We start from the raw sequence: 25,940 nt of genomic DNA on the forward strand, positions 1-25,940 counted from the left end.
TTGTCTAGCACGTTCGTCTCAATCAATTGTGCGAGACGTTCGTGCGAGACATCCGTCCAGGACTTCCGTAGGATCGGGCCATGGGAAACCGCGAAGACCTGATGGCCGGCGCCAAGCGCTGCCTGTACGAGAAGGGCTACGGGCGCACCACCGCCCGCGACATCGCGACCGCCTCCGGCGTCAGCCTGGCCGCGATCGGCTACCACTTCGGCTCGAAGGAGACGCTGCTCAACGCGGCGATGATCGAGGCGGTCGGGGAGATGGGGGCGGCCCTGGGCGCGGTGGTGACCGCCGCCAACCAGGTGTCGGACGACCCGGAGGCGCGCTTCGCGGCCGTCTGGGACGGCCTGCGGGACGTCTTCGTCGAGCACCGCGGGCTCTGGGCGGCGCAGTTCGAGGCGCTCGCCCAGGCCGGGCACGCCCCCGAGCTGGCGGCCGCCTTCGCGGCGGCGCAGAAGGAGGGCCGGCTCGGGCTGGCCGCGGTGTTCCAGGGGGTGCCCGAGGTGCCGGACACCGAGGAGGAGGTCACCCGCGGGGCCTTCTACCAGACCCTGCTGGCGGGCTACGGCGCCCAGTGGCTGGCCGCGCCCGAACTCGTGCCCAGCGGACAGGACTTCCTGCGCGGGCTGCGACTGGTCAGTGCCGGCGTGTTCGGCTCCTCGGAGGCCGGTCCCGCTACGCGGTGACGGCGGTCAGCAGCACCACCGAGTCGACATGCGCCAGCAGCCCGTGCCGCTCCTGCGGGACGGGCTCCAGGTGGCCGGCCGGCAGCTCCAGCCGCCGGCCGGCGATGGTCAGCGAGACCCGGCCGCGCAGCACCTGGACGCTGCCCGCGGTGGGCGGGTTGTGCTCGTCCAGCGTGGTGCCCGCGGTCAGCGCGATCACGGTCTGCCGCAGGATCCCGTCGTGCAGGACCAGGTGGGCGCTGCGCCCGTGCGGGCTCTCGGCCGCCCGGGCGGCGTGCTCCACGGCGAGCTGTTCGAGATCGGGCATGGCGCCTCCTCCTCGCTCCGGGCGCACCCCGTGTGCCCAGGGTCGCGGACGCCCGGGCGCCGCGCACCCGGAGCAGGTGCCGCGGGCCGTCCGGCGGGGCGACAGGCGGGGCGACCGCCCGGGGCGAGCAGCCCGACGTGCAGCCCCCGCCGACTGCCCGCATCGTGGAGGCATGGCGACCAACCAGAGAATCTTCAGCGGGTTCCAGGTCAACCGCACGGTCCTGACCGGTGGCGCGGTGCTCACCGCGATCGGCACGGTGCTCAGCGCGGCCGGCGCGACGATGGTCTGCGTGGCGCTGGTCACCGCGGGCCGCAGCTGGGTGCGGGGCCTGGAGAATCCGCCGACCGCCCTCGCCCAACGGGCCCTGCACGAGGCGCGGGTGGCGTCCACGGCGGGTTGGGAGGCCTGGCGCACCGAGCACGGCTCGCCCAACTGAGCCCCCCGGGGCCGTGCGACGCCGCCACGCCGCCACGCCGCCACGCCGCCACGCTGCCACGCTGCGGCGCCGCGGCCCCGCACGGCCCGAACGGCCCATGTGCCCCGAACGGCCCTACAGCCCCAGCGACTTGGCGATGATGCTGCGCATGACCTCGCTGGTGCCGCCGTAGATCCGGAACACCCGGTTGTCGGTGTAGAGCCGGGCGATCGGGTACTCCAGGATGTAGCCGTAACCACCGTGCAGCTGGAGGCACTTGTCGATCACGGTGGAGGCCGACTCGGTGCAGAACAGCTTCGCCGCGGCCGCGTCCGCGACGGTCAACTCGCCGTTCTGGTACAGCTCCAGCGCCCGGTCCACCATCGACTGCTGCGCCACCACCTGGGCCTCGCAGTCGGCCAGGCTGAACTTGGTGTTCTGGAACTCGGCCACCGCCTTGCCGAACACCTTGCGCTCCTTGACGTACTGCACCGCGAACCGCACCGCCGCCGCTGCCGCCGCGTACGCGCCGACGGCGATCGCCAGCCGCTCCTGCACCAGGTTGTGGGTCAGGTAGGAGAAGGCCCTGCCCTCCTCCCCGAGCAGGTTCTCCACCGGCACCCGGACGTCGCTGAACGCCAGCTCGGCGGTGTCCGAGGTGCGCAGGCCGATCTTCTGGAGCTTGCGGCCGACGGTGTAGCCCTCGGAGGCGGTGTCCACGCAGAGGATGGACAGCCCGGCCCGGCGGTTCTCCGGGTCGTACGGGGCGGTGCGGCAGACCACCAGGACGAGGTCGGCCAGCACACCGCCGGTGATGAAGGTCTTCGCGCCGTTCAGGACGTAGTGGGTGCCGTCCTCGGAGAGCCGCGCGGTGGTGGAGATGCCCGCGAGGTCGGAGCCGGCGCCCGGCTCGGTCATCGCGATCGCGGTCATGATGTCGCCGGAGACGAAGCCGGGCAGCCAGCGCTGCTTCTGCTCCTCGTTCGCGTACTCCAGCAGGTAGGGCAGCACCAGGCCGGTGTGGACACCGGAGGAGCCGAAGCTCACGCCCGCCCGGGCGGTCTCCTCGGCGATCACCGCCTGGTACTTGAAGCCGCTCTCGCCCGCGCCGCCGTACTCCTCCGGCACCTCGATGCCGTAGACGCCGAGTGAGCCGAGCTGCCGGTAGAAGTCGCGCGGCGGGTGGCCCTCGGCCTCCCAGCTCTCGTAGACCGGGACGACCTCGTTGGCGATGAAGTCCCGGATGGTCTCCCGGAAGGCCTCGTGGTCCTCGGTGAACACGGTGCGGCGCACGGCGGCGCTCCCTTCGGCGGCTCCGGCCGGGGCTGCCGGCCGGGGCGGAACGGGCCTGGTGATGGCCCCACAAGTTAATCCGGGGTAGCTTCGGCTGTCCAGGGTCGACAGGGCGGGAAAAGGCGTTCGGGGAACGGCCGGCGGGGGAGCGAAGTGAATCCTTGCTAGCCTTCCGTCGACGCCGGCCCTGGCCCGGTCCTGACCCCGGTCCTGACCCGGTCCTGGTTCCGGCCGAAGGGGATGGAGGCTCGCGATGGTGGTCCGACGACCGCCCGGACGGCGTGCCCAGATCCTGGCCGTGGCCGCCGACCGCTTCCACCGCAGGGGCTACCACCAGGTCTCGATGACCGAGGTCGCCGCCGGTGTCGGCATCACCGCGCCCGCGCTGTACCGGCACTTCCGCGGCAAGCCCGAACTGCTGGATCGTGCCGTCCGGTTGGGACTGGACGCGCTCTCCGAGGGCCTGCGCCCGGCCCGCACCACCGCCGACCTCGGCGCCGCGCTGGCCGCCGTCGCGGTCGGCCACCGCCCGCTCGGCACCCTGGTGCAGCGCGACGCCCGGTTGCTGCCGCCGGCTCGCCGGGCGGCACTGCGCCGCGAACTGCGCGCCGACGTCGCCCTGATGGTCGCGGTGCTGCGCGCGGAACGGCCGGAACTCGCCGTTGTGGACGCCGAGTTGCTCTGCTGGTCGGCGCTCTCGGCCTGCGCCGGGCTCTCCTACCAGTCGGCCGCGCCGCAGCCCCGGCGGGCGGAGGCGCTGCTGCGCGAGGTGGTCGCGGCCGTCCTGGCGGTCCCGCTGTCCGGCACGGCTGCCGGGTCCACCGGGTCCACCGGGTCCACCGGGTCCACCAGGGCCACCGGGTCCACCGGCGGACCGGCGCCGGAGGCCGCGTCGTACGCGCCCGGTCCCAGACCGCGGGCGCGCCGGGAGGAACTGCTCGCGGCGGCCGTTCGGCTGTTCCACCAGCGCGGCTTCGACAACGTCAGCACCGACCAACTCGGCGCCGCCGTCGGCATCTCGGGGCCCAGCGTGTACCGGCACTTCGACAGCAAGGCCGAGCTGCTCGCCGCCTCCCTGGTGCGCAGCCGCGAGCGGCTCTGGCACGAGGTGGACCGTGCGATTGCGGCGGCCGCCGGGCCCGCGGCTGCACTGGAGGCCGGGCTGGCCGCGTACGTGGGCTTCGCGCTGCGCAACGGGGACTACCTGGGCGCGATGCTCAGCGAGACGGAGCGGCTCGCCCCGCCGGACCGCCGGGCCGCGGTGGACTTCCGCCGGGACTTCCTGCGCACCTGGGTCGGGCTGCTGCGGCAGGTGCGCCCCGGGGACGACGCGGCGACCGCCAGGATCCGGGTGCACGCGCTGTTCGCGCTGGTCAACGACGGGGTGCGGAACCGGCCGCACAGTGCCCGGCCGGGCCTCGGGGACTGCCTGCTGCGGCTCGGCCGGGCGGTGCTGGGCACTCCGGTGGAAGGCGCGTCCTGAGGGCGCCCGGTGCGGCCCCGTGCCGGTGGGGTCCAGCGCCGGTGCGGCCCGGTACCGGTGCGTCCTAGTAGAGGACGTGCGGGTAGTAGACCCGGTCGTCGACGGTGCGGTGGCCCCGGCCGGTGCCGGCCTTCCCGCCGTTGCCCCGGCCCGCGTCGCCCTTCCCGGTGTTGCCCTGGCCGGCCGTCCCGGTGCTCCCGCCGTTGTCCGGGCCGGCGCCCCCGGAGTTGCTCTGCTGGCTGCTGACGCTGCCGGTGTTGCCCGCCACCGCGAGGCCGTTGTCCTGGTTGCCCGCACCCGAACCGGTGGCCGTCTGCTGGGTGTTGACCGCGTTGCCGTTGACGTTGCCCATGATGTTTCCGGAGCCGGAGTTGCTCACCACGCTGCTGTCGGCGTGGTCGGCCGCGTCGGCGCGGTTGCCGGCGTGCGCGGTGGCGGCACCGAATCCGACGAGGAGGAACGCCCCGAGGGCGGTGACGGCGGCGGCTGCGCGAATACGGGACACGCTGGTCTCCCTGGCGAGAAGCGAATTGTGGCGCCGTCCGGAGCGGCCGCTCCGGGACTCCGTTCGGCCTGACGTCGCCCGCCCAGCATTCACCAGCGAGGTGGACGAACTCCATCGAACGGGTGGCAATTCGCCCAATGGTGGAGGAGTGGTCAATTCGGAGTTGACGGTATTCCGTCATTCCGTCGAGGAGTTCCTCGGGAAGTCCTCCGAGAAGTTCATCGGGAAGTCGGCCCGGAAGGCGGTAAGAACAAAGAAATGGTCGCCAGATAGTCGCACTGGCACACTGAGGACCCATGTCTGATGGTGCCCCACTCGAGCCCGCCCCCGCCGAGGAGCTGCGCACGACCGAGGTCGATCTCGGCGGCCTGGTGAACGTCCTCGCCACCCACCTCTACTCCACCCCGCTGGTCGCCCTGCGCGAACTCGTCCAGAACGCGCACGACTCGCACACCCGCCGGCTCCTGGAGGACCCGGACGGCGACCACCGCCCGCTGATCCGGGTGCGCGCCGACGCCGACCGGCGGACCGTCGCCATCGAGGACACCGGCGCCGGCCTCACCGAACCCGAGATCCACTCCTACCTGGCTACCGTCGGCACCGGCTACACCAGGATGCTGCGCGAACTGACCGGCAACCAGGACCTGATCGGCGCCTTCGGCCTGGGCTTCCTCTCCGCCTTCTCGGTCGCCGACGAGGTCACCGTCACCACCACCTCGCACCGCGAGCCGTGGCTCGGCCACCGCTACCGCAGCCGCGGCGGCGAGCAGTACCGGGTCGACCCGGTGCCCGCCCGGCCCAGCCCCGGAACGGTGGTCGAGCTGACGCTCAAGGCCGAGCACGCCCACCTCGCCGACGAGGACGTGCTGCGCGACGTGCTCGGCCGCTACTGCGTGCTGCTGTCGGTCCCGGTCCACGTGGGCGGGGACGAGCAGCCGGTCAACTCCGTCGAGGTGCCCTGGCGGCAGCAGGCCCTCCCGTCGCCCACCGCCACCCCCGGCCGGGACGCCTCGCGCCGCCCCTCCGAGGACGACCGGTACGAGGCCCGGATGCGCTTCGCCGCCGCCTTCGGCCGCCGCTTCGAGCCGCTCACCGCCTTCCCGGTCCGGCCGGTCGAGGACGCCACCGACGCGGTCGGCCTGCTCTGGGTCCAGGACGGCGGCAGCTACGGCAGCAGCGACAACCGCGACCTCGCCGTCTACCTGCGCGGCATGCTGCTCGCCGAGGACGCCCGCGACCTGCTGCCCCGCTGGGCCGGGTTCATCGGCGGCGTGGTCGAGTCCGACCGGCTCACCCCCACCGCCAGCCGCGAGGACCTCCAGCGCGACGAGCACTACCACGCGCTCCGGAAGGCCCTCACCGACGCCATCGTCGACGGCCTGTACGAGACCGCCCGGCTGCGGCCCGCCGCCTGGCGCCGCATCCTCGCCCGGCACGGCAACGAGCTGCTCGGCGCCGCGCTCTGCGACGAGCGGCTGTTCACCCTGCTCGCCGACGACGTCCCGGTGCCCACCTCACAGGGCGACCTCACGGCCGGGGCGCTGCGGGCGGCGGGCGGCGGCGCGGTGCACGTCGCGCTGGGCAGCGGCGGCGGCTTCGAGGAGATGCTGTACCGGGCGATGCGGGTGCCGATCGCGCGCGGCGACCGCTACGCCGTCCTGCCGTTCCTGCACCGCTACGCCGAACTGCGCGGCTGCCGGGTGGTCGAGCTGGGCAGCGAGCGCGGCAACCGCGAGCTGTTCCGCGACCCGGAGCGCCCGCTGCCGGAGCACGAGTCGGCCTGGCTGGCCGGCGCCCTCGCCGACCCGGGCGAGCAGCTCGTCCCGGCCCGCTTCGACCCGCCCGGCCTGCCGCTGGTGCTGGTGCCGGACCGCGAGGCCGAGCTGAAGGCCCGGATCGAGGACGACCAGGCGGACGCCCGGATACCGTCCGCCGCCCTGCGGCTGGCGCGCGCCTTCACCGCCCGCACCGGCGGCGAGGTCCGGGCCCGGCTCTACCTCAACCTGGACAGTCCGGCGGTCCGGGACCTGCTCGCCGCCTACCGCGCCGGGCACACCGGCAGCGCGACGGCGGCCGGGCTGCTCCGCTCGATCAAGGTGATCATGGCCGCGGCCTCGTCCGGTCCGTCCGAGGGCGATCTCACCGCCGCGCTGGCCGGCATCGGCACCGCCGTCTCCGCCCTGACCGCCGCCGTCCCGGCCGGTCTGCCGGAGGTCCCGGACAGCCCCGGCGCCCTCTCGGAGGAGCCGTGACGGACGGACTGTCAGTGGGGTGCGGTAGACAACTCATCAGCACGACACAGGGGGAACGGGCATGACCACCGACATCTGGGCCTGGGTGCGGGACACCCACCGGCAGCTGGCCGAGGCCGGCCACCACCGGCTGGCCGACGCCATCGTCGAGCTGCCCGAGCACGCCACCGAGGGGCGCAACGAGCAGCTGGACGCGCAGTACCCGGAGGCGGTGGCCGCCGCCCGGGCGCTCGGCCTGCCCTGGGTCGAGGTCTACCTGCGGCACTGGCGGATGCAGAACCTGCTGAACAAGCGCCAGCAGGGCGAGGCGGTGCTGCCCGAGGCGGTCGACCTGCTGGACTTCGCGCACGGGGAGGACACCGCCGGCTGCCCGCAGTCCGTCTGCGTGGTGCAGGACTTCGCGATCTGCCACGCCCGGGTCGACGGGCCGGGGTACGTGGCCGAGCGCCTCGCCGTGGTCGGCGAGACGCTGGACCGGATCGAGCCCGGCCGGGCCTGCTACGACTGCCTCTCCCGCGAGTACTCCGACGCCCTGGAGGACGACGGCCGGGCGGCCGAGGCGCTGGACTACCTGGACTCCGCGGCCAACCGGATGCGGGCGGCCGGGCAGCCGGTCTCGCTCCGGTTCCACCAGGCCCGGGCCGGCACCCTGCACCTGCTGGGCCGGCACGAGGACGTGCTGGAGCTGTTGGACACCGCCGAGCGGGCCGAGCAGGCGCAGGGCCGCCGGCTGGACGAGCGCGACCAGCGCTGGGGCGCACTGCTGCGGGCCCGCGCGCTCGCCGCGCTCGGCCGCACCGAGGAGTCGCTCGCCCTGCTGCCCGAGCAGGCCGAGGCCGAGCGCCACGCCGACCTGCGCGGCGCCTGGACGCAGACGGTCGAGCTGCTGGTCGCGGCCGGCGCCCGGGAGAACGACGCCGAGCTGGGCGCCGCACTGGCCCGCTGGGTCGGGTACCTGGACGGCGTCGGCGCCCACCGCCCCTGCGTGGACCTGCTGCTGGCGGCCGGTCGGCTCGCGCTCGCCCGCGGCGCCCGCACGGTGGCGCTGACCCTCGCCGCGACCGGAGAGCGTAAGCTCACCCGGTTGCGGCGCACCGACGGCGTGTCGGAGCAGGTCGCCGCCCTGCGCACGGCCGCCGAGGCACTGCCGGAGCCCGAGCTGCCCGTGCCTCCGGGTGAGCTGGCGGAGCACCTGGCCTCGGTCGGGGTGCCCTACGAGACCGGCGCCGACCTGCTCTCCGTCGCCCTGGACCGGTACCGGGGTGAGCAGGCCGGCGCCACCGGACTGGCGGTGCTGCTGGCCACCGTGCTGGGCGGCCTCGGCCACGCCCGCGCCGCGGCCGACCTGCTGTGGCGCCACCTGGAGGACGACCCGGCGGACCGCGAGCTGACGGGCGCGCTCGGCGAGATGCTGATGGACGCCCGGGACGCCGAGGGCGTCCGCCGCCTCGCCGACCGGCTGGCCGGCTCCGCCCCGGCCGACGCGCACTGGATACGCGCCCGCTGGGCCGCCGCCGAGGGCCGCTGGGCCGAGGCGCTGGAGCAGTGCCGGTCGATCCTGGAACTGGACGACGAGGTGCTCAACACCCGCCGCCTCGCCGCCCACGCGGCCACCGAGCTGGGGGACCACGCCACCGCGCAGCGGATGTACCAGGAGCTGCTGGAGCACGCGGTGCCGGCCGAAGGCGCCGTCGGGGAGGACGGCCACCGGACGGTCCGGGAGCCGGACCTCTGGCACCTGATCACCGCGGCCACCGCCAACCGGGACTGGGCCGTGGTCCGCTCCACCGGCGCGCTGCTCGACATCGAGTTCGACGAGCCCGAGGGCCCGGTGGACGAGGAGTGGCAGCTGGTCACCATCCGCGCCACCCGCACCAACGGCGCGACGTCCGACCTGCCCGCACTCCGGACGGGCCCGGCCACCGCCCGCGTCCTGCCGGTGCTCGGCGAGGACCTGACGCTCAACCACGGCGACGTGGTGGTCTTCGGGCCGGCCCTGCTGGAGCCTCCGCCGGCCGAGGACGCCCCCGAGGAGGAGCGGCAGCGCTGGCGCCCGGTGTTCGAACTGCTCACCCTGCTCGACCCGGCCGGGTACACCACGTACTGGATCGACGGCGGCTGGCCCGGCGAGGAGCCGTGGGCGGCCCTGCGGGAAGAACTGCACCGGGCCGGGTACGAGGTCTGGGTGTACAGCGGGGACCAGTACCGGATCACCGATCCCGCGGAAGGCGAGGACACCCTGCCCGGCGTCTACGCGGCCCTCGGCGTGCCGCCGACCGCCACGGCCGCCGAGGCGGACGCCCTGCTGCTGCGGCTGACCGAGGCCTGGGCGCACCCGCTGGCCTGGCCGGCGCTGGCCGAGGCGGCCGGCGCGGACCTCGCCCGGCACGAGGAGATCGTGGAGCGCTACGGGCTCTGACCGTCCTCGACCGCTCTGGACGGACCTCGATCGTCCTCGACCCGGTCGACCTTCTCGACCGTACGGCCCCGGCGGGCCGGCCCACCCGGGCCCTCGCCGGGGCCGTGCGCGTTCCGCCCCCGCCCCCGCCCCCGCCCCTCGCGCTCGCGGGCCGTCCGCCGGTGCGGCCCCGCGGGCGGGAACCTTTCCGCCCCCGCCCGAGTCTTTGTCAATGCTTTACCATTCCATTGCCAAGACTCGACCTCCGGGAGTGCCCGCACCGTGACCAGCCTCGCCCTCGGCCCGTCCTGGCTCGATCCGACCACGCTGATCTCGACCTTCGGCCTGATCGGCATCCTGGCCATCGTCTTCGCCGAGTCCGGTCTGCTGATCGGCTTCTTCCTGCCGGGTGACTCCCTGCTGTTCACCACCGGCCTGCTGGTGGCCGGCGGCACCTACCTGCACCAGCCGCTCTGGCTGGTCTGCGCGCTGATCGTGGCCGCCGCGGTGGCCGGGGACCAGGTCGGCTACCTCTTCGGCCGCAAGGTCGGCCCGAGCCTCTTCCGCCGCCCCGACTCCAAGGTCTTCAAGCAGGAGAACGTCGAGAAGGCCGCCGCCTTCTTCGAACGGCACGGGCCCAAGGCGATCGTGCTGGCCCGCTTCGTCCCGATCGTGCGCACCTTCACCCCGATCGTGGCCGGGGTGAGCAGGATGAACTACCGCGGCTTCGTGGTGTTCAACCTGGTCGGCGGCGTGCTCTGGGGTGGTGGAGTCACCGTGCTCGGCTACTTCCTGGGGCAGATCCCGTTCGTCCGGGACAACATCGAGGCCATCCTGGTCGGCATCGTGCTGGTCTCGGTGATCCCGGTGGCGGTCGAACTGCTGCGGGCGCGCCGCTCCGGCGCGGAGCGGTCCGCACGCCACCGCGCCGGGTAGGCGTCCGTCACTCCGGCCACGGGACGTCGCGTACATGTGCGCCGGGCTGTTCGATCAGGCAAGGTGTAACCCGAGATCGAACGGTGGCCGGATGCCACCAGGGGCGGCGAGGAGCGGAAGTGCCTAAGCGGGGCCGACCGGGTGCGGGCAAGCGGGCGAGGGGGGGCCGGGCGGTCCGACAGGCGCGGCAGGCGGCACCCCCGAAGCCGGTGCACCCCGCCGACGCCCCGCCCACCGAGGGCCTGCTCGGCCACCCCGCCCCGCCGGTCGAGCCCACCGTCGTGGTGCCGCTCGCCCCGCCCGTCCCGGAGACCAAGGGCCTGCTGGCCCCTGAGCCGGAGCCGGCCCCTGAGCCGGCGCCCGAGCCGACGGCCGCGGCGGGCCGGTTCGTCGCCGACCGGGTCGAGGTCGGCCGGGGCGAGTCCGGCCGGGGCGAGGCGGAGCGCCCGGTCCGCCGCCGCTCGGTCGCCGAGGACACCCTCACCCCCGAGGAGTGGCGGGCGGCCGGGTACACCCCGCCCACCGGCATCCCGGTCGCGGACCTCACCGCCGGCGCCCCCGGCGAGGCGCCCTGGCCGGACCGGATGCGCACCCTGCTGCGCACCCCGATGTCCGAGCGGCCCGCCTTCGAGCGCACCGCGCGCGAGATGCACCCCTCCTCGTCCGTCACCCGCAACGTCCCGCGCATCCTCGACCTGACGCTGCGCATCGGCGAGCTGCTGCTGGCCAGCGGCGAGGCCGCCGAGGACGTCGAGGCGGCGATGCTCGGCATCGCGCACGCCTACCGGCTGGACCGCTGCGAGCCGCAGGTGACGTTCACCCTGATCGGCATCTCGTACCAGCCCTCGCTGGTCGAGCCGCCGGTCACCGCCGACCGCGTGGTGCGCCGCCGTACCTCCGACTACACCCGGCTCGACGCGGTGTACGAGCTGGTCGCCGACATCACCGCGGAGAAGGTGACGGTCAACGACGCCTACCGCCGGCTCGCGGTGATCCGCCGCAACCGGCACCCGTACCCGGCCTGGTTCCTCGCCCTGACCACCGGACTGCTGGCCGGCGCGGCGACCTTCCTGGTCGGCGGGAAGATCGACGACAAGGCCTGGCTGGTCTTCGCGAGCGCCTTCGTGGCGGCCGTGCTCGGCGACCGGCTGGCCTCCGCCCTGGCCCGGCGCCGGCTGCCGGAGTTCTACCAGTTCGTGGCGGCCGCGATGCCGGCCGCGGCCTCGGGCATCATCCTCTCGCTCAACGACTGGGGCCTGCGCGGCTCGGTTGTGATCACCGGTGGCCTGTTCGCCCTGCTGCCCGGGCGCGCGCTGGTCGCCGCCGTGCAGGATGGTCTGACCGGCTTCTACATCACCGCCGCGGCCCGCCTGCTGGAAGTGGTCTACCTGGTCGCGGGCATCGTGATCGGGGTGATGGTGATCCTCTACCTGGGGGTCGGCTTCGAGGCGAACCTGCGCCCGGACGAGAGCCTGGTGGGAGTCAACTACCCGCCGGTCCAGATGGTCGCCGCGATGCTGCTGACCCTGGCCTTCGCGACGCTGCTCCAGACCGACCGCCGCACACTGGCCCTGGTCACCGTCAACAGCGGCATCGGCTGGGCGAGCTACGGCGCGCTGGTGTACAACGCGGGCGTGAACCCGATCGCCGCGACCGGGGTGGCGGCGGGCCTGGTCGGCCTCTTCGGCCAGCTGATGGCGCGCTACCGCAACGGGTCGGCGCTGCCGTACGTGACGGCCGCGATCGGCCCGCTGATGCCGGGTTCGGCGCTCTACCTCGGGATGCTCGCCTTCGCCCAGGGGCACTCCAGCGCCGGCCTGGTGTCGGTCTTCCGGGCGGCGGCGATCGCGATGGCGCTGGCGGTCGGGGTGAACCTGGGCGGGGAGATCGCCCGGCTGTTCCTGAAGCTGCCGGTCGGCTCCGAACGTCCGTCGCTCTACCCGGCGATGCCGCGCCGGGCGGCCAAGCGCACCCGAGGGTTCTGACCGGACGTCGACCGGAGCCGGGGCCGACGCGGGCCCCGGGCCACGTCACGGCGGGCAGCACGCAGGACCAGGAACGAAGGTAAGACCCATGACGACACTGCTGGACGGCTACCGCGAGCACATCGTCGCCGCGCACAAGCAACCGCTGTTCCTGCTGCTGGTCGGATTCATCACCTCCTTCGTCTTCATCCGGTTCAGCGTCCGGATGATCCGCGCCCAGGTGCGCTGGTGGCCGGGCAACGTGACCCCGGGCGGCCTGCACATCCACCACATGGTGTTCGGCCTGGGCTTCCTGCTGCTCGGCGGGATCGGGGTGTTCGCCACCTACGGCGGGCACCCGTGGATCGACTGGTTCGGGCTGGCCTTCGGCATCGGCTGCGGCCTGGTGCTGGACGAGTTCGCGCTGATCCTGCACCTGGACGACGTGTACTGGAGCGAACAGGGCCGCAAGTCGGTGGACGCGGTGATCTTCGGCATCCTGTTCACCTCCCTGCTGCTGGTCGGGTACGTGCCGCTCGGCGTGGTGCCGGGCGAGGAGACCAGGTGGGGCCTGGTCACGATCATCGCGGTGAACTCGCTGGCCTCGGTGATCACCCTGCTCAAGGGCAAGATGTGGACCGGCCTGGTCGGGATCATGGTCCCCGGCCTGTCCTGGATCGGGGCGGTCCGGCTGGGCCGCCCGAGCAGCCCCTGGGCCCGTTGGCGGTACGCCACGCGCCCCCGCCGCCGGGCGCGTGCGCTGCGGCGCGAGCGCCTGCTGCACCGGCGCGCGGACGTGGCCCGCACCTGGCTCTTCGACCTGATCGCCGGGGCCCCGGACAAGGTGCCCGCCAACCACCCGGCCGCGCACCGGGTGGCGGAGCGGATGGCCGCCCGGGCCACCGCCCACCTCGACGCCCACGCCGCCCGGGCGCTGGCCCGCCGTCAGGCCCGGCTGGCCGACCGGCGCTCGGCGGCCGCCGCGGGCGCGGCGGTCCCGGCCTCCGGGGCGGCGGAGGCCGGTCCGGCCCGGTCCCGACTGGCGCAGCAGCGCCGCCGGACCGTACGGGCCGGGCGCAGCCGGGCCTTCGCCGTCGGTGCGACCGGGCTGGAGAGCCGGCCGGAGCGGCACCCCCGGCTGCGGACGAGGACCCGCCGGATCGGCCGGTAGCCCGCCCGGGCCCCGACCCCGGCGCTCGTGGTCCCCGTCGCCGGGTCGGAGCCGAGGTCCTGGTCGGAGCCGAGGTCCTGGTCGGATCATCCGATGGCCACTCGATCGGCGGAGCACTTTCCAGGTGTGAAGGCCGCCGGAATTGAGAACATGAGCGTCATGTGACCGATCTGTCACGTGATGGGACGAATCACCGGACTCCCGCCGCCCCCGGGCCGCCGTCTGCCCGTACGCCGCTCGCCGTCCGACGCGTCCCCTCCGGACCCGTCAGAAGGGATGTCGCGTGGCGCGCAGGATCCTGCCGACCCTCCTGTTGTCCCTCACCGCGCTGCTCGGGCTGCTCCCCGCCGCCCATGCCGCCCCCGCGGCCCCCGAACCGACGGCCGGCCCGGTCGCGGGCGAGGAGCCGTACCCGACCACCGAGGAGATCGACCGGGCCCGGGCCGAGGCCGAGGCCAAGGCCTCCTCGGCCGCCGCCCTGGAGGCCGCCCTCACCGCCGCCCGGGTCGAGCTGGACCGGGCCGGGCGGACGACCGAACGGGCCGTCGAGGCCTACAACGGAGCCCAGCTCGCCCTCGCCCGGGCCCGTGACGAGGAGGGCGCCGCCGCCCGGCGCGCCGCCGTCGCCGAGACCGAACGGGCCGCCGCCGCCGAGGACGCGGCCCGGCTCGCGGCCGAGACCTACCGGCAGGGCGCGGGCGCCGAACTCTCCGCCCTCAACGCCCTGCTCGGCGCCCACGGCCCGCGCGAGGCGGGCGACCGCGCCGCCGCGGTCGGCCAGGTCAGTCAGCGCACCCGGCAGATCCTGGACGCCGCCACCTCCACGGCCGCCGCCGCCCGCAATGCCTCCGCCGCCGCCCGGGCCGCCACCGAGGCCGCCGGACGGGCCGCCACCGAGGTCGGCACGGCCAGGGCCAGGGCGGAACAGCGGCTGGCCGCCCAGCAGAACGAGGTGGCCGCCGCCGGGCGGCGCCGCGAGCAACTGCTCGTCGAACTGGCCGCCGCCCGGAACACCACGGTCGAGCTGGAGCGCCAACGCCGGGAGGCCCTGGAGGCGATCGCCGCCCGCGAGGCCGAGGCCGCCGCCCGCGCCGCCGCCGAGCAGGCCGCCCGGGAAGCCGAGGCCGCCGCTGCCGCAGCTGCCGCTGCCGCCAGGGTGCAGGCCGTTCCGCCCGAGGTCCGACCGTGGTCCGCCGAGGGCGCGGCCGCCGCCATCGCCTTCGCCAGGGCCAGGATCGGCCTGCCCTACGTCTGGGGCGGCGAGGGCCCGGGCGGCTACGACTGCTCGGGGCTGACGATGATGGCCTGGCGCGAGGGCGGCCGGCGGCTCAACCACTTCGCCGCCGACCAGTACGCCCAGAGCACTCCGATCGGCTACCGCCAACTGCGCCCCGGCGACCTGGTCTTCTGGAGCGACACCGGGCGCGCCGCCGACATCCACCACGTCGGGCTCTACATCGGCGACGACCAGATGATCGAGGCCCCGCGGGCCGGCATGCCGATCAAGCAGGCCAGCCTCTGGATCATGGGCACCCCGGACTTCTACGCCAGGCCCTGAACCCCCGGTGCCGATGTCGGTGGGCCGCGTTGGCGTGGCCGCTCGGACCGGTGCGGAGGAGGCGTCATGCGACTGCGGGATGTTCGGGCGGGGGACGTCGAGGCGTACGTGAGGATGCGCTGCGACCCGGTGATGATGGCCGAGCTGGGCGGCCCGCTGCCCCGGGAGGCGGTGGAGGCGCGGCTGCGCAAGGACCTCGCCCTGGCGGCCGGGGACACCTCCTGGATCAGGATGATCGTGCCGGACGGCGCCGGGGACGACGAGGTGGCGGGCGCCGTCACGCTCTGGTCGGATCAGGAGGACGGCGTGACGGTCTCCGAGATCGGCTGGATGGTGCTGCCCGAGTACCAGGGCCGCGGCCTGGCCAAGACCGCCGTCCGCCGGGTGCTGGACGACGCCGCCGAGGACGGCCGCTGGGGCGAGGTGCACGCCAACCCGGGGACGACCAACGGGCCGTCCAACGGGATCTGCCGGGCGCTCGGATTCCGGCTGCTCGGCGAACAGGACGTGGACTTCGCCGACCGCGTCCTGCGCACCAACCACTGGGTGGTGGTGCCGGGCGAGCACAGCGGGTCGGGCGCGGAACGGCGCGGCGGGTCGGGCACGGAATAAATCGGGTGCCGCCCCGGGAGGGCCGCCGTACGGTGGCCCCATGGGCACCAGCATCGATCATTCGGCCGTTGACACCGTGAACGGGCTCCAGGTCCGTGCCGTCTCCCTGGACGAGGTGGAGGCCTGGGACAAGGCGCTCGCCTTCGGGTTCCTGCGCCCGCACAGGGACCGGGCGACCGAAGTGCGCCGCCGGCAGTGGGAGCCGGGCCGGATGCTGGCCGGCTTCGACGGCGGGTCCCAGATCGCCACCTTCCGCAGCTTCGACACCGAACTGACCGTACCCGGCGGGGCCGTAGTCCCGGCCGACGCGATCACCAACGTCACGGTGAGCGCCACCCACCGCCGCCGCGGCCTGCTCAGCGCGATGATGCGCCGGGACCTCGCGGCCGCCGCCGAGCGCGGCATGGCGGTCGCCGTGCTGATGGCCGCCGAGTACAACATCTACGGCCGGTTCGGCTTCGGCGCGGCCACCTGGGGCGGCGGCCGGAACATCGACCTGCGCCGCACCCGGGGCCTGCGCGACGGGCTGCCGGGCGTTCCCGGCGGCCGGATCGACTTCGTGGACATGGCGGAGCTGCGCGAACTGGGCGCGGACCTGTACGAGCGCTGGCGGCGCACCCAGCCGGGCGCGATAGGCCGCGACGAGCTGTGGTGGCAGCGCACCGTCGGCGAGGTCCGGGTGCCGGGTTCCGACTTCAAGGAGCCGTTCGCCGCGGTGCACCGGGACGCCGACGGCACGGTCACCGGCCTGGTGCTCTACCGGATCGACCCCAAGTGGGACGGCGCCTACCCCGACGGCACGCTCAGCGTGGACGAGTTCATCGCGCTCGACCTGCCCACCGCGGTCGAGCTGTGGCGTTTCGTGATGTCCGTCGACTGGACGGCCCGGGTCACGGTGTCCAGGCTCGGCCCGGACGACCCGCTGCCGCTGCTGCTCCAGGAGCCGCGCGCGGCCACCCCGCACGAGGACAACGCCGACGAGGTGTGGCTGCGCGTGCTGGACGTCGAGGCGGCGTTCGGCGCCCGGACGTACAACACCTCCGGCCGGGTGGTGCTGGAGGTCGACGACAAGCTCGGCTACGCGTCCGGCCGTTGGGCCCTGGAGGTGGCCGGGGACGGCACCGGCCGCTGTAGCAGGACCACGGACGACGCCGACCTGGCGCTCGGCGCCTCGGAGTTGGGCGCGGTCTACCTGGGCGGGCAGACCGTCTCCGGGCTGGCCGCGGCCGCCCTGGTCACCGAGTTGCGCCCGGGTGCGGCGGCCGCCGCGGACGTGCTGCTGCGCACGCCGCTCCGGGCGTGGACGCCGACCGAGTTCTGATCCCGCTCCGGCGGATCCGGCCGACCCGTTCGCGGGCCGGCCGGATCCGTGCCGGCAAGTACTACTTGACCGCCGTCTTGCCGATGGTGGGCAGGATGAAGTCCTGGATCAGGCCCTTGGCGTCGCGGACGATCGGCCGGAAGACCCGGTAGCGGGACAGGTTGATCACCCGGGCCGCCATGGGGGTGGACCGGCGGACGAACTCCCGCGTCCGCTCGGTGTCCTCGGTGCGGTCGAAGACCCAGTAGAGGACCACGACCATGAGGTGCAGCCAGAGCACGTCGGGCAGCAGGTCGACGAGTTCGGCGTCCAGCTTGGGCGCCAGCTCCGAGCCCTGGAGCACCTCGCGGAACAGCTCGACCGCCGTCGCCCGGGCCGGGTGGGACTCGTTGGAGAACGGGCTCAGCGAGCTGGTCGGGTCGGCGGCGGTGCGGAAGAACTGCGCGGAGAACTCGTGGTACGGCGCGGCCGTGTCGAGCCAGGAGGTCAGCGCGATCTGCAGCCGTTCGGCGAAGTCCCGGGTGTGGGCCATGCGGCGCTTGGCGTCGGCCGCGTGCTCGTAGGTCATCCGGTCGTAGAACCCCTGGATCAGGAATTCCTTCGCCGAGAAGTAGTAGTACGCGTTGCCCACCGAGACGCCGGCCTCGGTGGCGATGGCGCGCATGGTGGTCTTCTCGTAGCCCCGTTCCTGGAACAGCCGCATGGCCGTCTCCAGGATCAGGGCCCGGGTCGCCTCGCTCTTGTCGGTCTTCGGCTGGGCCCGGCCGCCGGGCAGCGGCCCGCCGTCCGGTCCGGGTCCGCCGTCCGGCCGCGGGCCGTTCTCCGGCCCGGGGCCGTTCTCCGGTACGGGCACGGCCGAAGCCTCGGCCGTGCCGTTCTCGCCGTCCGGTCGGTTCGTCGCTGCCAGGTCGTCCACGCGCACGAGCCTAGCCGGAGACGACGTTCCAACCGGTGTCGGTGTTCGTGGTACCGGATGCCCCCTCCGCATCCGGTACCACGATGACCCCCGTCATTTCGAACGTGTTCAAAAGCTGGGTGGAACTGTAGACGCTTCGGTTGAACATGTTCAACTCCATCTCTCTGTGGGAGGCTGGTCACATGATCAGTTCAGGCCAGACCGTCATCCGGCGCGGCGGCGTGCGGGACGCCGAGTCCGTCGCCGAGGTGCACGCCCACAGCTGGCGCACCACCTACCGGGGGATCGTCCCGGCGGAGGGGTTGGGCGACGGGATGGTCGCCCAGCGGCGTGAACTGTGGAAACTGCGTCTGGAGGCCGACTACGGGGAGCCGGAGAACGCACCCGAGCTCCTGATCGCCGAACGGGGCGGCGTGGTGGTCGGGTTCATCTACCTCGTCCCCCAGCCGGACGGCGGGGTGCTGATCGACAACCTGCACGTGCGGCCGGGCCTGAACGGCGGCGGCATCGGTCGCGAACTGCTGACCGCGGGCCGCGCCCATGTCGCCGAGCGGCACCCCGGGGCCGGACTCTCCCTGGAGGTGCTGCGGGACAACACCCGCGCGATCGCCTTCTACGAGCGCGAGGGCGCCGAGCGGGTCCGGGCGCAGGAGGGGGAGTTCCCCGGAGGATTCCTGCTGCCCGAGTACGTGTACGCCTGGCCGGCCGGACGCGTGGCGGTCCGGGCCGACCGGCAGGAGCCGGCGGATCGGTAGGGACGGACCGGTCGGAGCGGATCGGTGGAAGTGGAGGGAGCGCGGGCGCGGTCGGGTCAGCCGATGTCGTAGACCGTCACCGGCACGCCCCGGGCCGTCAGCCGGGCGGTGACCAGCGGTTCGACCCGCTCCCAACGCCCGCCCGCCAGGCCGCAGCCGATCCGCGGCATGTGGACGGAGGCGCCGAGCCGGAGCGCGTGCTCACCGAGCGCGGTCAGAGCGGTGTCGATCGCCTCGTACCGCACCGGCACGCCGGTGGAGCGCCCCGTCCGGATGCCGCGCTGGCCGACCAGGTTGGCCACCCAGACGTGCGGATCGACCGGCACCAGCTGGACGGCGCCGAGACCGAAGTCGTTCGTCGCCCGCTCCCGGTGCCAGCGTCGGTACGCGGCCTCGGGCTCGGGCCAGCGTCTGGAGAGCGCGAGCACGAAGCCCTTGCCCCAGCCGCCGAGGTCGTTGCAGACGTGCGCGATCACCTTCACGCCCTTGCCCTGGGGCGTGGTGGCATCGCCTCGGACGTAAGTGATTTCCCCCATGCCTCGACGTTAGAGGGTGGCACTGACAATCTGCTCGCCATTTTCCGTGGACCCGTCGGGTGCCCCGCCGGCCGTGCCCTCCGGCCCGGAGCCCGGCCCGCCGCCCGGAGCCCGGCCCGCCGCCCTTCGCACCGCCAGGTGCCGCCGCCCCGCCAGCGCGACCAGCAGCGCGAGCCCGGCGGCGACGGCGGGCAGGACGTAGCCGGCGCCCGGAGCGGCCCGCTCGGCGACCGCTCCGGCGAGTGCCGCGCCCGCCGAGATGCCGACCACGATGCCGGACACCGCCATCGCCATCCCCTCGTTGAACTGCCGCTGCGGCAGCAGCTCCTGGACGAGCGTCATCCCGGTCACCATGGTCGGCGCGGTCGCGGTGCCGGCCGCGAACAGGGCGGCGCCGAGCAGTCCGAGTCCGGTCCCGCCGAGTCCGGCGGCGAGCGGCAGCAGCAGTACCGCGGCCATCGCCGCCGTGCCGAGCAGGAAGCGCCGGCCCGGTGCCCGGCGCGGGGTCAGCAGCCCGAACAGCAGCCCCGCCACGCAGGACCCGGCCGCGACCAGGGCCAGCAGCAGCCCGGCCGACGCCTTGTGGCCGAGCGCGTCGGCGTACGCCACGGTGGTGATCTCGGTCGCGCCGAAGACCATGCCGGTCGCCAGGAAGGTCAGCACCAGTACCCGCAGCCCGGGAACCCGCAGCGGGGAGCCGTGCCGCGCGCCGGTGGACTCCCGGACGGGCAGCGGAGGTTCGGTGCTGCGCTGGGCCGCGAACAGCAGGGCCCCGGCGGTGCCGAGGGTGCCGGCGGCGATCAGCCCGGCCTCCGGGGCGATCGTGGTGCAGAGCAGCATCGCGAGCACCGGTCCGGCCATGAAGCAGAGCTCGTCCAGCGCTTGTTCGAGGGAGTTGGCCAGGTGTCGGGCGGCCGGGTCGTCCCGGTGCAGGTGCGCCCAGCGGGAGCGGGCCATGCCGCCGAGGTTGGGCGCCGCCGAGCAGGCCGCGGAGCAGAGCAGGAGCGTCCAGTCGGGCGCGCCCAGCCGGACGCAGAGCAGCAGGCCGGCCAGGGGAACGGCGTTGTACAGCGCGGCCGGTACCGTCACCCGCGCCTGCCCGTGGCGGTCCACCAGCCGGCCGATCAGCGGCATCCCGATCGCGCCGGCGACCAGTCCGGCCGCCGAGACCGCCCCGGCCAGCCCGTACGAACCGCGCCGCTCGGAGAGCAGCACCACCAGCGCGACGCCGTTCATCGACAGCGCCAGCCGGCCGAGCAGTCCGCTCAGGGTGAAGGCGAGGGCGCCGGGGGCCGCGAACAGCCGCCGGTAGGAGGCGAGGAGTGCGCGCGAGGGCATCGGGCTCCTGTGGGCAAGGGGGGGAGGGTGTCCGGACAGCCTGGCGCCGTCGGCGGGCAGCCGTCCAACACCTGTTTCGCCGCACTCACAACACGATGTTGTTAATCTGCCGCCCATGCCCCGCGACCTGCACCCCCGACTGCTGCGCGGCTTCGTCGCGACCGCCGAGACCCTGCACTTCGGCCGGGCCGCCGAGCGGCTGCACACCGCCCAGCAGGCGCTCAGCCGGGACGTCCGGACCCTGGAGGGGCTGCTCGGCGAAGCGCTGTTCACCCGCACCACCCGCAGCGTCGAACTCACCCCGGCGGGGCAGCGGTTGCTGCCCCGGGCCCGCCGGCTCCTCGCCCTGCACGACGAGATCCTCGCCGAGGCCGCGGCCTCGGCCGGGGCGGGGGCCGGCCGGCCGCTGCTGGTCGACCTCAACAGCGACGTCACCGGCCCGGACCTCACCCCCGACCGGGTGCTCGAACGGGCCCGCGCCGCCTGGCCCGAGGGCGAACTGCTGGCCCGCTTCCACGGCGGACTGGCCGCGGCGGCCGCCGAGTTGCTGGCCCACCGGCTGGACGCGGCCTTCGGCCGCTTCGCCGGGCTGCCCGAGCCGGTGCGTGGCCGGCTCGCCCAGCTGCCGGTGCGGTTCGACCGGATGTCGGTGATGATGGCGGACACCCACCCGCTGGCCGACCGGCCGGTGCTGCGCCTGGCCGAGCTGGCCGGGCACCCCGTCGACGTCTGCGCGGGCAACCCCGCCACCACCGAGTGGGCCGATCTGGGCACCCGGCTGCTGCGCGAGCACGGTCTGACGCCGGCGCCGCCGTACGTGCCGCCGGTGGGCGTGGACGAGACCGCCCGTTACCTCGCCCGGCACGGCGATCCGATGCTGACGACGGTCGGCGGGCCGCGGATTCCGGGGGCGGTGACCGTGCCGCTGGTGGAGCCGGTGCCGCTGAGCCTGGTCAGCCTGGTGCACCGGCCCGGCGAGCGTCACCCGGGGCTGCGGGCGCTGGCCGCCGCGGCGGGTGCGCTCGGCGCGGCCGAGGGCTGGCTGCGGCGTCCTCCGGGCACTTGGCTGCCGGCGGCGGACGCGGCGCTGCTGCCGCGGGGGTAGCCGGGGGCGGCGCGATTACCGGCGCGGCCGGTCGGCGCGAGCCGTCGGCGCGGGCCGTCGGCGCGGGCCGGCCGGCGCGGGCCGTTCGGGTGCCGGGGGAACGTGGAAACCGCCCCTGCCCCGGGGGGAAGGGCAGGGACGGTGCTCCGGGGGAGGGCCGGCTCAGGCGGCCTTGACGGCGGAGATGTCGAAGCTGAGCTTGACCTTCTCGCCGATCAGCACGCCGCCGGTCTCCAGCGCCGCGTTGTAGGTCAGGCCGAACTCGGTGCGGTCGACGACGGCCTTGCCCTCGAAGCCGACCCGGTTGGCGCCGTACGCGTCGGTGGCGCTGCCGGTGTACTCCAGGTCCAGCACGACCGGGCGGGTGGTGCCCTTGATGGTGAGGTCGCCGGTCATCCGGTACGAGTCGCCGTGGACGAGCTGGGCGGAGGTGCTGCGGAAGCGGATCTCCGGGTGGGTGTCGACGGCGAAGAAGTCGCCGGTGCGCAGGTGCTCGTCGCGCTGGGCCTGGTTGGTGTCGACGCTGGCGACCTTGATCACCAGCTCGGCCGAGGAGTTGCCGGGGTGGGTCCCGTCCAGGTGCAGCTTGCCGTCGTACTCGGTGAAGCGGCCCTTGACGTTGGTGACCATCGCGTGGCGGACCGAGAAGCCGATCTCGCTGTGGGTGCTGTCGATGGTCCAGTCGCCGGTCAGGTGGGCGAGGTCGGGGCCGGCCGGCGCCTGGACGGCGGTGGCGGCGGGAGCGGTGACGGTCTTGGTGCGGTTGAACAGGCCCATGGCTTCCTCCTTGGTTCGAAGCCAGTTGTTTAGGCTTCAACTTGTTGGCTCCAGCGTAGGGTAACTTCGTTCAACTTTCAACCACAACTCCGGAACCTCCCCCGAACGGCCCAGCGGACCGGCCCTGTCGGCCCTCCCGGCTAGGCTGCGGAGGACGGTCCCACCCCGCTCGGAAGGCCCCCGATGTTCGTCCTGCACGCGCTCTGGCGGGCGGACGGGCAGCTGGCGCTCTGGGCCGAGGACGCCCGCGCCCACCCCGGGGCCGCCGAACCGCACCCCGACCGCCCCGCCCCGCGCGCCCACCCCTACGCCTGCCCGGCCGGCGAGCTGGCCGCCGTGCTCGGCGGCATCGGCCCGGGCCTCGGCTGGCTGGCCGGACAGGCCCCCGAGCGCTGGGCCACCCTGCTGCTGCCCACCGTCGGCACCGTTCCCGCGCCCTCGCCCGACCTACCGGTCACCCCGCCGCGCGGCGGCGCCGTGCTCACCCCCTGGCGGGTGCCCGCGCTGCTCTTCGACGCGGGGGCCGCCGCCCAGCTGCTCGGCGAGGTCTTCGACCCGGTCTGGGCCGTCACCGACACCGACCTGCCCGGCGCCGGGCGGGTCGAGGTGGTCCACGGCCCCTCGCTGCGCTGGCTCACCGGGGTGCACGACCTCGCCTGGCGGGCGGTCGGCCGGGGCCGGGTGCTGCCGCTGCCCGTGGCCGCCGCCGACGGCCGCCCGCAGGCCCGGTGGCGGCCCGACCTCACCCCGGCCGGGCGCCGCGAGGCCGCCGCCCTGGCCTCCGGCTGCCCACCCGTCCTGCTGGGGGAGTGGCCGCACGGGCCGGGCAGCGGCGAGGCGCTGCTCGACGCCGCCCTGGGCGCGCTGGTGGACGCCGAGGCCCGCGCCGCGCTGGCGGACGCGCCCTTCCCGCCGCCCGGCGGGACCGGGGCCGGAACCGCCGCGGAACACTGGCTGCACGCCCTCGCCGCCCCCGACGGCGGGATCGACGGCGTCCAGCCCGGGGAACTCGCCGAACTGCGCCGCCGGCTCGGCGCCTGGTACGCCGCCGCCGAGCCCGTCGACCCGGCGCTGCGGCTCTGCTTCCGCCTGGTCGAGCCGCTCGGCCCCGATCCGGACGATCCCGAGGGCCGCCCCTCCGACGACGCCTGGCGACTGGAGTTCCTCCTCCAGGCCGTGGACGAGCCCTCCCTGCTGGTCCGCGCCGCCGACCTGCACGAGGGCGGCGCCGCCCACGCCGCGCTCGCCCGCCGGGCCGACGACCCGGCCGACGTCCTGGTCGCCGAACTCGCCCGAGCCGCCCACCGCTGGCCCGCCCTGGACGGGCTGCGCCACCGCTCCCGCCCGTCTGCCCTGCCGCTGGACCGGGCCGGCGCGCTGGACTTCCTGCGCACCGCCGCGCCCGCCCTCGCCGAGGGCGGCTTCGGGGTGCTGCTGCCCGCCTGGTGGCGCCGCCGCCCCCGGCTCGGGCTCGCCCTGCGCGCCACCGCGCCGCCCGCTCCCGGCACGCTCGCCGTCACCAGCCAGGTGGACCGGGACGCCGTGGTCGCCTTCCACTGGCAGGCCGCGCTCGGCCCGGAGGGCGAGCCGCTCACCGAGCGGGAGCTGGCCGAACTCGCCGCCGCCAAGCAGGGGCTGGTCCGGGTGCGCGGCACCTGGCTGGAAGCGGACCCGGCGCAGATCGCCGCCGCCCTCGCCTTCCTCGCCGACCGGCGCGACGGCGTGCTCGCCGCCTCCGAGCTGCTCCGGCTCGCCCTCGACCCGGAGCCGACGGCCGCCGGGCTGCCGGTCACCGGCATCAGCGTGGACGGCCCGCTCGGCGAACTGCTCGCCGGGCGGGCCGGCGCCGCCCCGGCACCGCAGCTGCCGCCGGACTTCCGGGCCGTGCTGCGCCCCTACCAGGAGCGCGGGCTGGCCTGGCTGCGGACCATGTCCGGGCTCGGCCTCGGCGCCGTGCTGGCCGACGACATGGGCCTCGGCAAGACCGTCCAGACGCTCGCCCTGCTCGCCGCCGAGAAGGCCGAGGCCGCAGGGGCGGCCGGGAGTGCCGGGAGTGCCGGGAGTGCCGGGAACGCCGGGAACGCCGGGAAGGCCGCCGAAGCGTCCGCCGGCGCCACCGGTCCGACCCTGCTGGTCTGCCCGATGTCCCTGGTCGGCAACTGGCAGCGCGAGGCCGAGCGCTTCGCCCCCGGCCTGCGGCGGTACGTCCACCACGGCTCCGGCCGCCTCGGCCCGGACCGACTCGCCGAGGCCGTACGGGGCGTGGACCTGGTCATCACCACCTACGGGCTGGTCCAGCGCGACCTCGCCGCCCTGCGCGCGATCCGCTGGCGCCGGGTCGTCGCCGACGAGGCGCAGTACGTCAAGAACACCGGTACCGCGCAGTCCCGGGCGATCCGCGCGCTGCCCGTCACCCGGCACCGGATCGCCCTCACCGGCACCCCGGTGGAGAACCGGCTCGCCGAACTGCACGCCGTCCTGGACTTCGCGAACCCCGGCCTGCTCGGGCCGGCCGAGCGTTTCAAGGAGCGCTACGCGATCCCGGTCGAGCTGCACCGCAGCCCCGAGCGCACCGCCGAACTCCGGCGCCGCACCGCCCCGTTCGTGCTCCGCCGGGTCAAGTCCGACCCGGCGGTGGCGGCCGAACTGCCCGCCAAGCAGGAGATGACGGTGTGGTGCAACCTCACCGCCGAGCAGGCCGGGCTCTACCAGGCCGTGGTCGCCGACCTGCTGCGGCGGGTCGAGGGCATCCGGGGCGTGGAGCGGCGCGGCACGGTGCTGGCGGCGATCGGCAAGCTCAAGCAGGTCTGCAACCACCCGGCCCAACTCCTGCACGACGGCTCGGCGGTGGGCGGGCGCTCGGGCAAGGTCGCCCGGCTGGCCGAACTGCTGGAGGAGGCGCTGGCCGAGGGCGACCGGACGCTGGTCTTCACCCAGTACGCCGAGTTCGGCGCGATGCTCCGCCCGTACCTGGAGCGCCGGCTCGGCGAGGAGGTGCTCTACCTGCACGGCGGCCTGCCCCGGGCCCGCCGCGAGGAGCTGGTCGAGCGGTTCCAGTCCCCGGACGGGCCACGGGTGTTCCTGCTCTCGCTGCGGGCCGGCGGCACCGGCCTCAACCTGACCGCCGCCAACCAGGTGATCCACCTGGACCGTTGGTGGAACCCGGCGGTCGAGGAGCAGGCCACCGACCGCGCCTTCCGGATCGGCCAGCGCCGGGACGTCCAGGTCCGCCGGCTCGTCTGTGTCGGCACCGTCGAGGAGCGGATCGACGAACTCCTCGCCGCCAAAAGGACGTTGGCCGAGACAGTGGTGGGCGAGGGGGAGCGCTGGCTCACCGACCTGCCGGTGGACGCGCTGCGCGAACTGGTCGCCCTCGCGCGGGAGGACGCTGTGGCCGAGGAGGACGCGTGACCGACGAACCGAGACCGCCCGTGGTCAACGTCGCCGCCTACTGGCGCGGTGACTTCACCCTGCGCCCCGCCCCCGCGCGGGAGGAGGACGGGCCGGACGAGCCCTCGCTGCGCCGCCTCGGCCGCTCCGGCATCACCGTGCACGGCCGTGACCTCGCCGTCCTGCTCGCCCCCGCCTACGAGGCCTTCCGGAGCTGAG

The 25,940-nt window shown here is 74.8% G+C and carries 22 protein-coding genes; 15 read left to right on the top strand and 7 right to left on the bottom strand.

The genetic code is table 11. The annotated features are described in order from the left end of the window. Window positions 1-80: 80 nt before the first annotated feature. Complete coding sequence (locus tag ACWD4P_RS07105) at window positions 81-686, top strand: TetR/AcrR family transcriptional regulator (RefSeq protein ID WP_359825921.1); 606 nt, start codon at window positions 81-83, stop codon at window positions 684-686. Here the strand turns inward: ACWD4P_RS07105 and ACWD4P_RS07110 are convergent. Beyond that, the gene (locus ACWD4P_RS07110; protein WP_359825923.1) at window positions 676-993 is read right to left on the bottom strand and encodes a cupin domain-containing protein; all 318 of its coding nucleotides are present in this window, start codon (window positions 991-993) and stop codon (window positions 676-678) included. The two genes, ACWD4P_RS07105 and ACWD4P_RS07110, sit on opposite strands and share 11 nt — an antisense overlap. 172 nt (window positions 994-1,165) lie before the next feature. On the opposite strand from ACWD4P_RS07110, the gene ACWD4P_RS07115 reads away from it, so the two are divergent. Further along, window positions 1,166-1,432 carry a hypothetical protein gene (locus tag ACWD4P_RS07115; RefSeq protein ID WP_359825925.1) on the top strand — a complete coding sequence of 89 codons (267 nt, stop codon included), beginning with the start codon at window positions 1,166-1,168 and terminating at the stop codon, window positions 1,430-1,432. Window positions 1,433-1,546: 114 nt separating this feature from the next. On the opposite strand, the gene ACWD4P_RS07120 is transcribed toward ACWD4P_RS07115, so the two are convergent. After that, the gene (locus ACWD4P_RS07120) at window positions 1,547-2,704 is read right to left on the bottom strand and encodes an acyl-CoA dehydrogenase family protein (RefSeq protein ID WP_359825927.1); all 1,158 of its coding nucleotides are present in this window, start codon (window positions 2,702-2,704) and stop codon (window positions 1,547-1,549) included. A gap of 253 nt (window positions 2,705-2,957) precedes the next feature. Here ACWD4P_RS07120 and ACWD4P_RS07125 point away from each other — a divergent pair, with 253 nt between their 5' ends. Beyond that, complete coding sequence (locus tag ACWD4P_RS07125) at window positions 2,958-4,187, top strand: TetR/AcrR family transcriptional regulator (protein ID WP_449778851.1); 1,230 nt, start codon at window positions 2,958-2,960, stop codon at window positions 4,185-4,187. Window positions 4,188-4,251: 64 nt separating this feature from the next. Here ACWD4P_RS07125 and ACWD4P_RS07130 read toward each other — a convergent pair whose 3' ends face one another. Then, the gene (locus tag ACWD4P_RS07130; RefSeq protein WP_359825933.1) at window positions 4,252-4,692 is read right to left on the bottom strand and encodes a hypothetical protein; all 441 of its coding nucleotides are present in this window, start codon (window positions 4,690-4,692) and stop codon (window positions 4,252-4,254) included. A gap of 296 nt (window positions 4,693-4,988) precedes the next feature. On the opposite strand from ACWD4P_RS07130, the gene ACWD4P_RS07135 reads away from it, so the two are divergent. The 8 genes from ACWD4P_RS07135 to ACWD4P_RS07170 all read left to right on the top strand — a co-directional run bounded on the left by ACWD4P_RS07135 (window position 4,989) and on the right by ACWD4P_RS07170 (window position 16,904). Then, the gene (locus ACWD4P_RS07135) at window positions 4,989-6,944 is read left to right on the top strand and encodes an ATP-binding protein (RefSeq protein ID WP_449778852.1); all 1,956 of its coding nucleotides are present in this window, start codon (window positions 4,989-4,991) and stop codon (window positions 6,942-6,944) included. A gap of 61 nt (window positions 6,945-7,005) precedes the next feature. Next, window positions 7,006-9,363: a hypothetical protein gene (locus tag ACWD4P_RS07140; protein WP_449778853.1), complete on the top strand. Its 2,358-nt coding sequence runs from the start codon at window positions 7,006-7,008 to the stop codon at window positions 9,361-9,363. A gap of 261 nt (window positions 9,364-9,624) precedes the next feature. Further along, a complete protein-coding gene (locus ACWD4P_RS07145) occupies window positions 9,625-10,278 on the top strand; it encodes a DedA family protein (protein WP_449778854.1) in 654 nt (217 codons plus the stop codon). Window positions 10,279-10,487: 209 nt separating this feature from the next. Further along, complete coding sequence (locus ACWD4P_RS07150) at window positions 10,488-12,263, top strand: threonine/serine ThrE exporter family protein (RefSeq protein WP_449778855.1); 1,776 nt, start codon at window positions 10,488-10,490, stop codon at window positions 12,261-12,263. A gap of 88 nt (window positions 12,264-12,351) precedes the next feature. Continuing rightward, complete coding sequence (locus ACWD4P_RS07155; protein ID WP_449778856.1) at window positions 12,352-13,413, top strand: hypothetical protein; 1,062 nt, start codon at window positions 12,352-12,354, stop codon at window positions 13,411-13,413. A gap of 283 nt (window positions 13,414-13,696) precedes the next feature. Further along, on the top strand, window positions 13,697-14,971 hold the full coding sequence (locus tag ACWD4P_RS07160) for a C40 family peptidase (RefSeq protein WP_449778857.1): 1,275 nt from the start codon (window positions 13,697-13,699) through the stop codon (window positions 14,969-14,971). A gap of 66 nt (window positions 14,972-15,037) precedes the next feature. Continuing rightward, window positions 15,038-15,583: a GNAT family N-acetyltransferase gene (locus tag ACWD4P_RS07165; protein ID WP_449778858.1), complete on the top strand. Its 546-nt coding sequence runs from the start codon at window positions 15,038-15,040 to the stop codon at window positions 15,581-15,583. Between the two features lie 40 nt (window positions 15,584-15,623). Further along, window positions 15,624-16,904, top strand: coding sequence for a GNAT family N-acetyltransferase (locus tag ACWD4P_RS07170; protein WP_449778859.1), 1,281 nt, complete (start codon window positions 15,624-15,626; stop codon window positions 16,902-16,904). A 61-nt stretch (window positions 16,905-16,965) separates the two neighbouring features. On the opposite strand, the gene ACWD4P_RS07175 is transcribed toward ACWD4P_RS07170, so the two are convergent. Continuing rightward, window positions 16,966-17,820: a TetR/AcrR family transcriptional regulator gene (locus tag ACWD4P_RS07175; protein WP_359830202.1), complete on the bottom strand. Its 855-nt coding sequence runs from the start codon at window positions 17,818-17,820 to the stop codon at window positions 16,966-16,968. 182 nt (window positions 17,821-18,002) lie between these two features. Between ACWD4P_RS07175 and ACWD4P_RS07180 the strand changes: the two genes are divergently transcribed. Continuing rightward, window positions 18,003-18,575: a GNAT family N-acetyltransferase gene (locus tag ACWD4P_RS07180; protein ID WP_359830204.1), complete on the top strand. Its 573-nt coding sequence runs from the start codon at window positions 18,003-18,005 to the stop codon at window positions 18,573-18,575. 56 nt (window positions 18,576-18,631) lie between these two features. On the opposite strand, the gene ACWD4P_RS07185 is transcribed toward ACWD4P_RS07180, so the two are convergent. Further along, entirely contained in the window at window positions 18,632-19,111 is a 480-nt protein-coding gene (locus tag ACWD4P_RS07185; RefSeq protein WP_359830206.1) for a macro domain-containing protein, read from the bottom strand. Between the two features lie 9 nt (window positions 19,112-19,120). Beyond that, window positions 19,121-20,449 (bottom strand): MFS transporter, encoded by a 1,329-nt coding sequence (locus ACWD4P_RS07190; protein ID WP_449778860.1) that lies wholly within the window; start codon window positions 20,447-20,449, stop codon window positions 19,121-19,123. A gap of 115 nt (window positions 20,450-20,564) precedes the next feature. On the opposite strand from ACWD4P_RS07190, the gene ACWD4P_RS07195 reads away from it, so the two are divergent. After that, on the top strand, window positions 20,565-21,554 hold the full coding sequence (locus ACWD4P_RS07195) for a LysR family transcriptional regulator (RefSeq protein WP_449778861.1): 990 nt from the start codon (window positions 20,565-20,567) through the stop codon (window positions 21,552-21,554). Window positions 21,555-21,716: 162 nt separating this feature from the next. Here the strand turns inward: ACWD4P_RS07195 and ACWD4P_RS07200 are convergent, their stop codons facing one another. Continuing rightward, entirely contained in the window at window positions 21,717-22,331 is a 615-nt protein-coding gene (locus ACWD4P_RS07200; protein ID WP_359831919.1) for a YceI family protein, read from the bottom strand. Window positions 22,332-22,514: 183 nt separating this feature from the next. Between ACWD4P_RS07200 and ACWD4P_RS07205 the strand changes: the two genes are divergently transcribed. After that, entirely contained in the window at window positions 22,515-25,742 is a 3,228-nt protein-coding gene (locus ACWD4P_RS07205; protein WP_449778862.1) for an SNF2-related protein, read from the top strand. Beyond that, window positions 25,739-25,939 (top strand): hypothetical protein, encoded by a 201-nt coding sequence (locus ACWD4P_RS07210; protein ID WP_449778863.1) that lies wholly within the window; start codon window positions 25,739-25,741, stop codon window positions 25,937-25,939. Before ACWD4P_RS07205 ends, ACWD4P_RS07210 begins: the two co-directional genes overlap by 4 nt. Window position 25,940: the final 1 nt, after the last annotated feature.

This window comes from Kitasatospora sp. NPDC002543 (assembly GCF_053594915.1).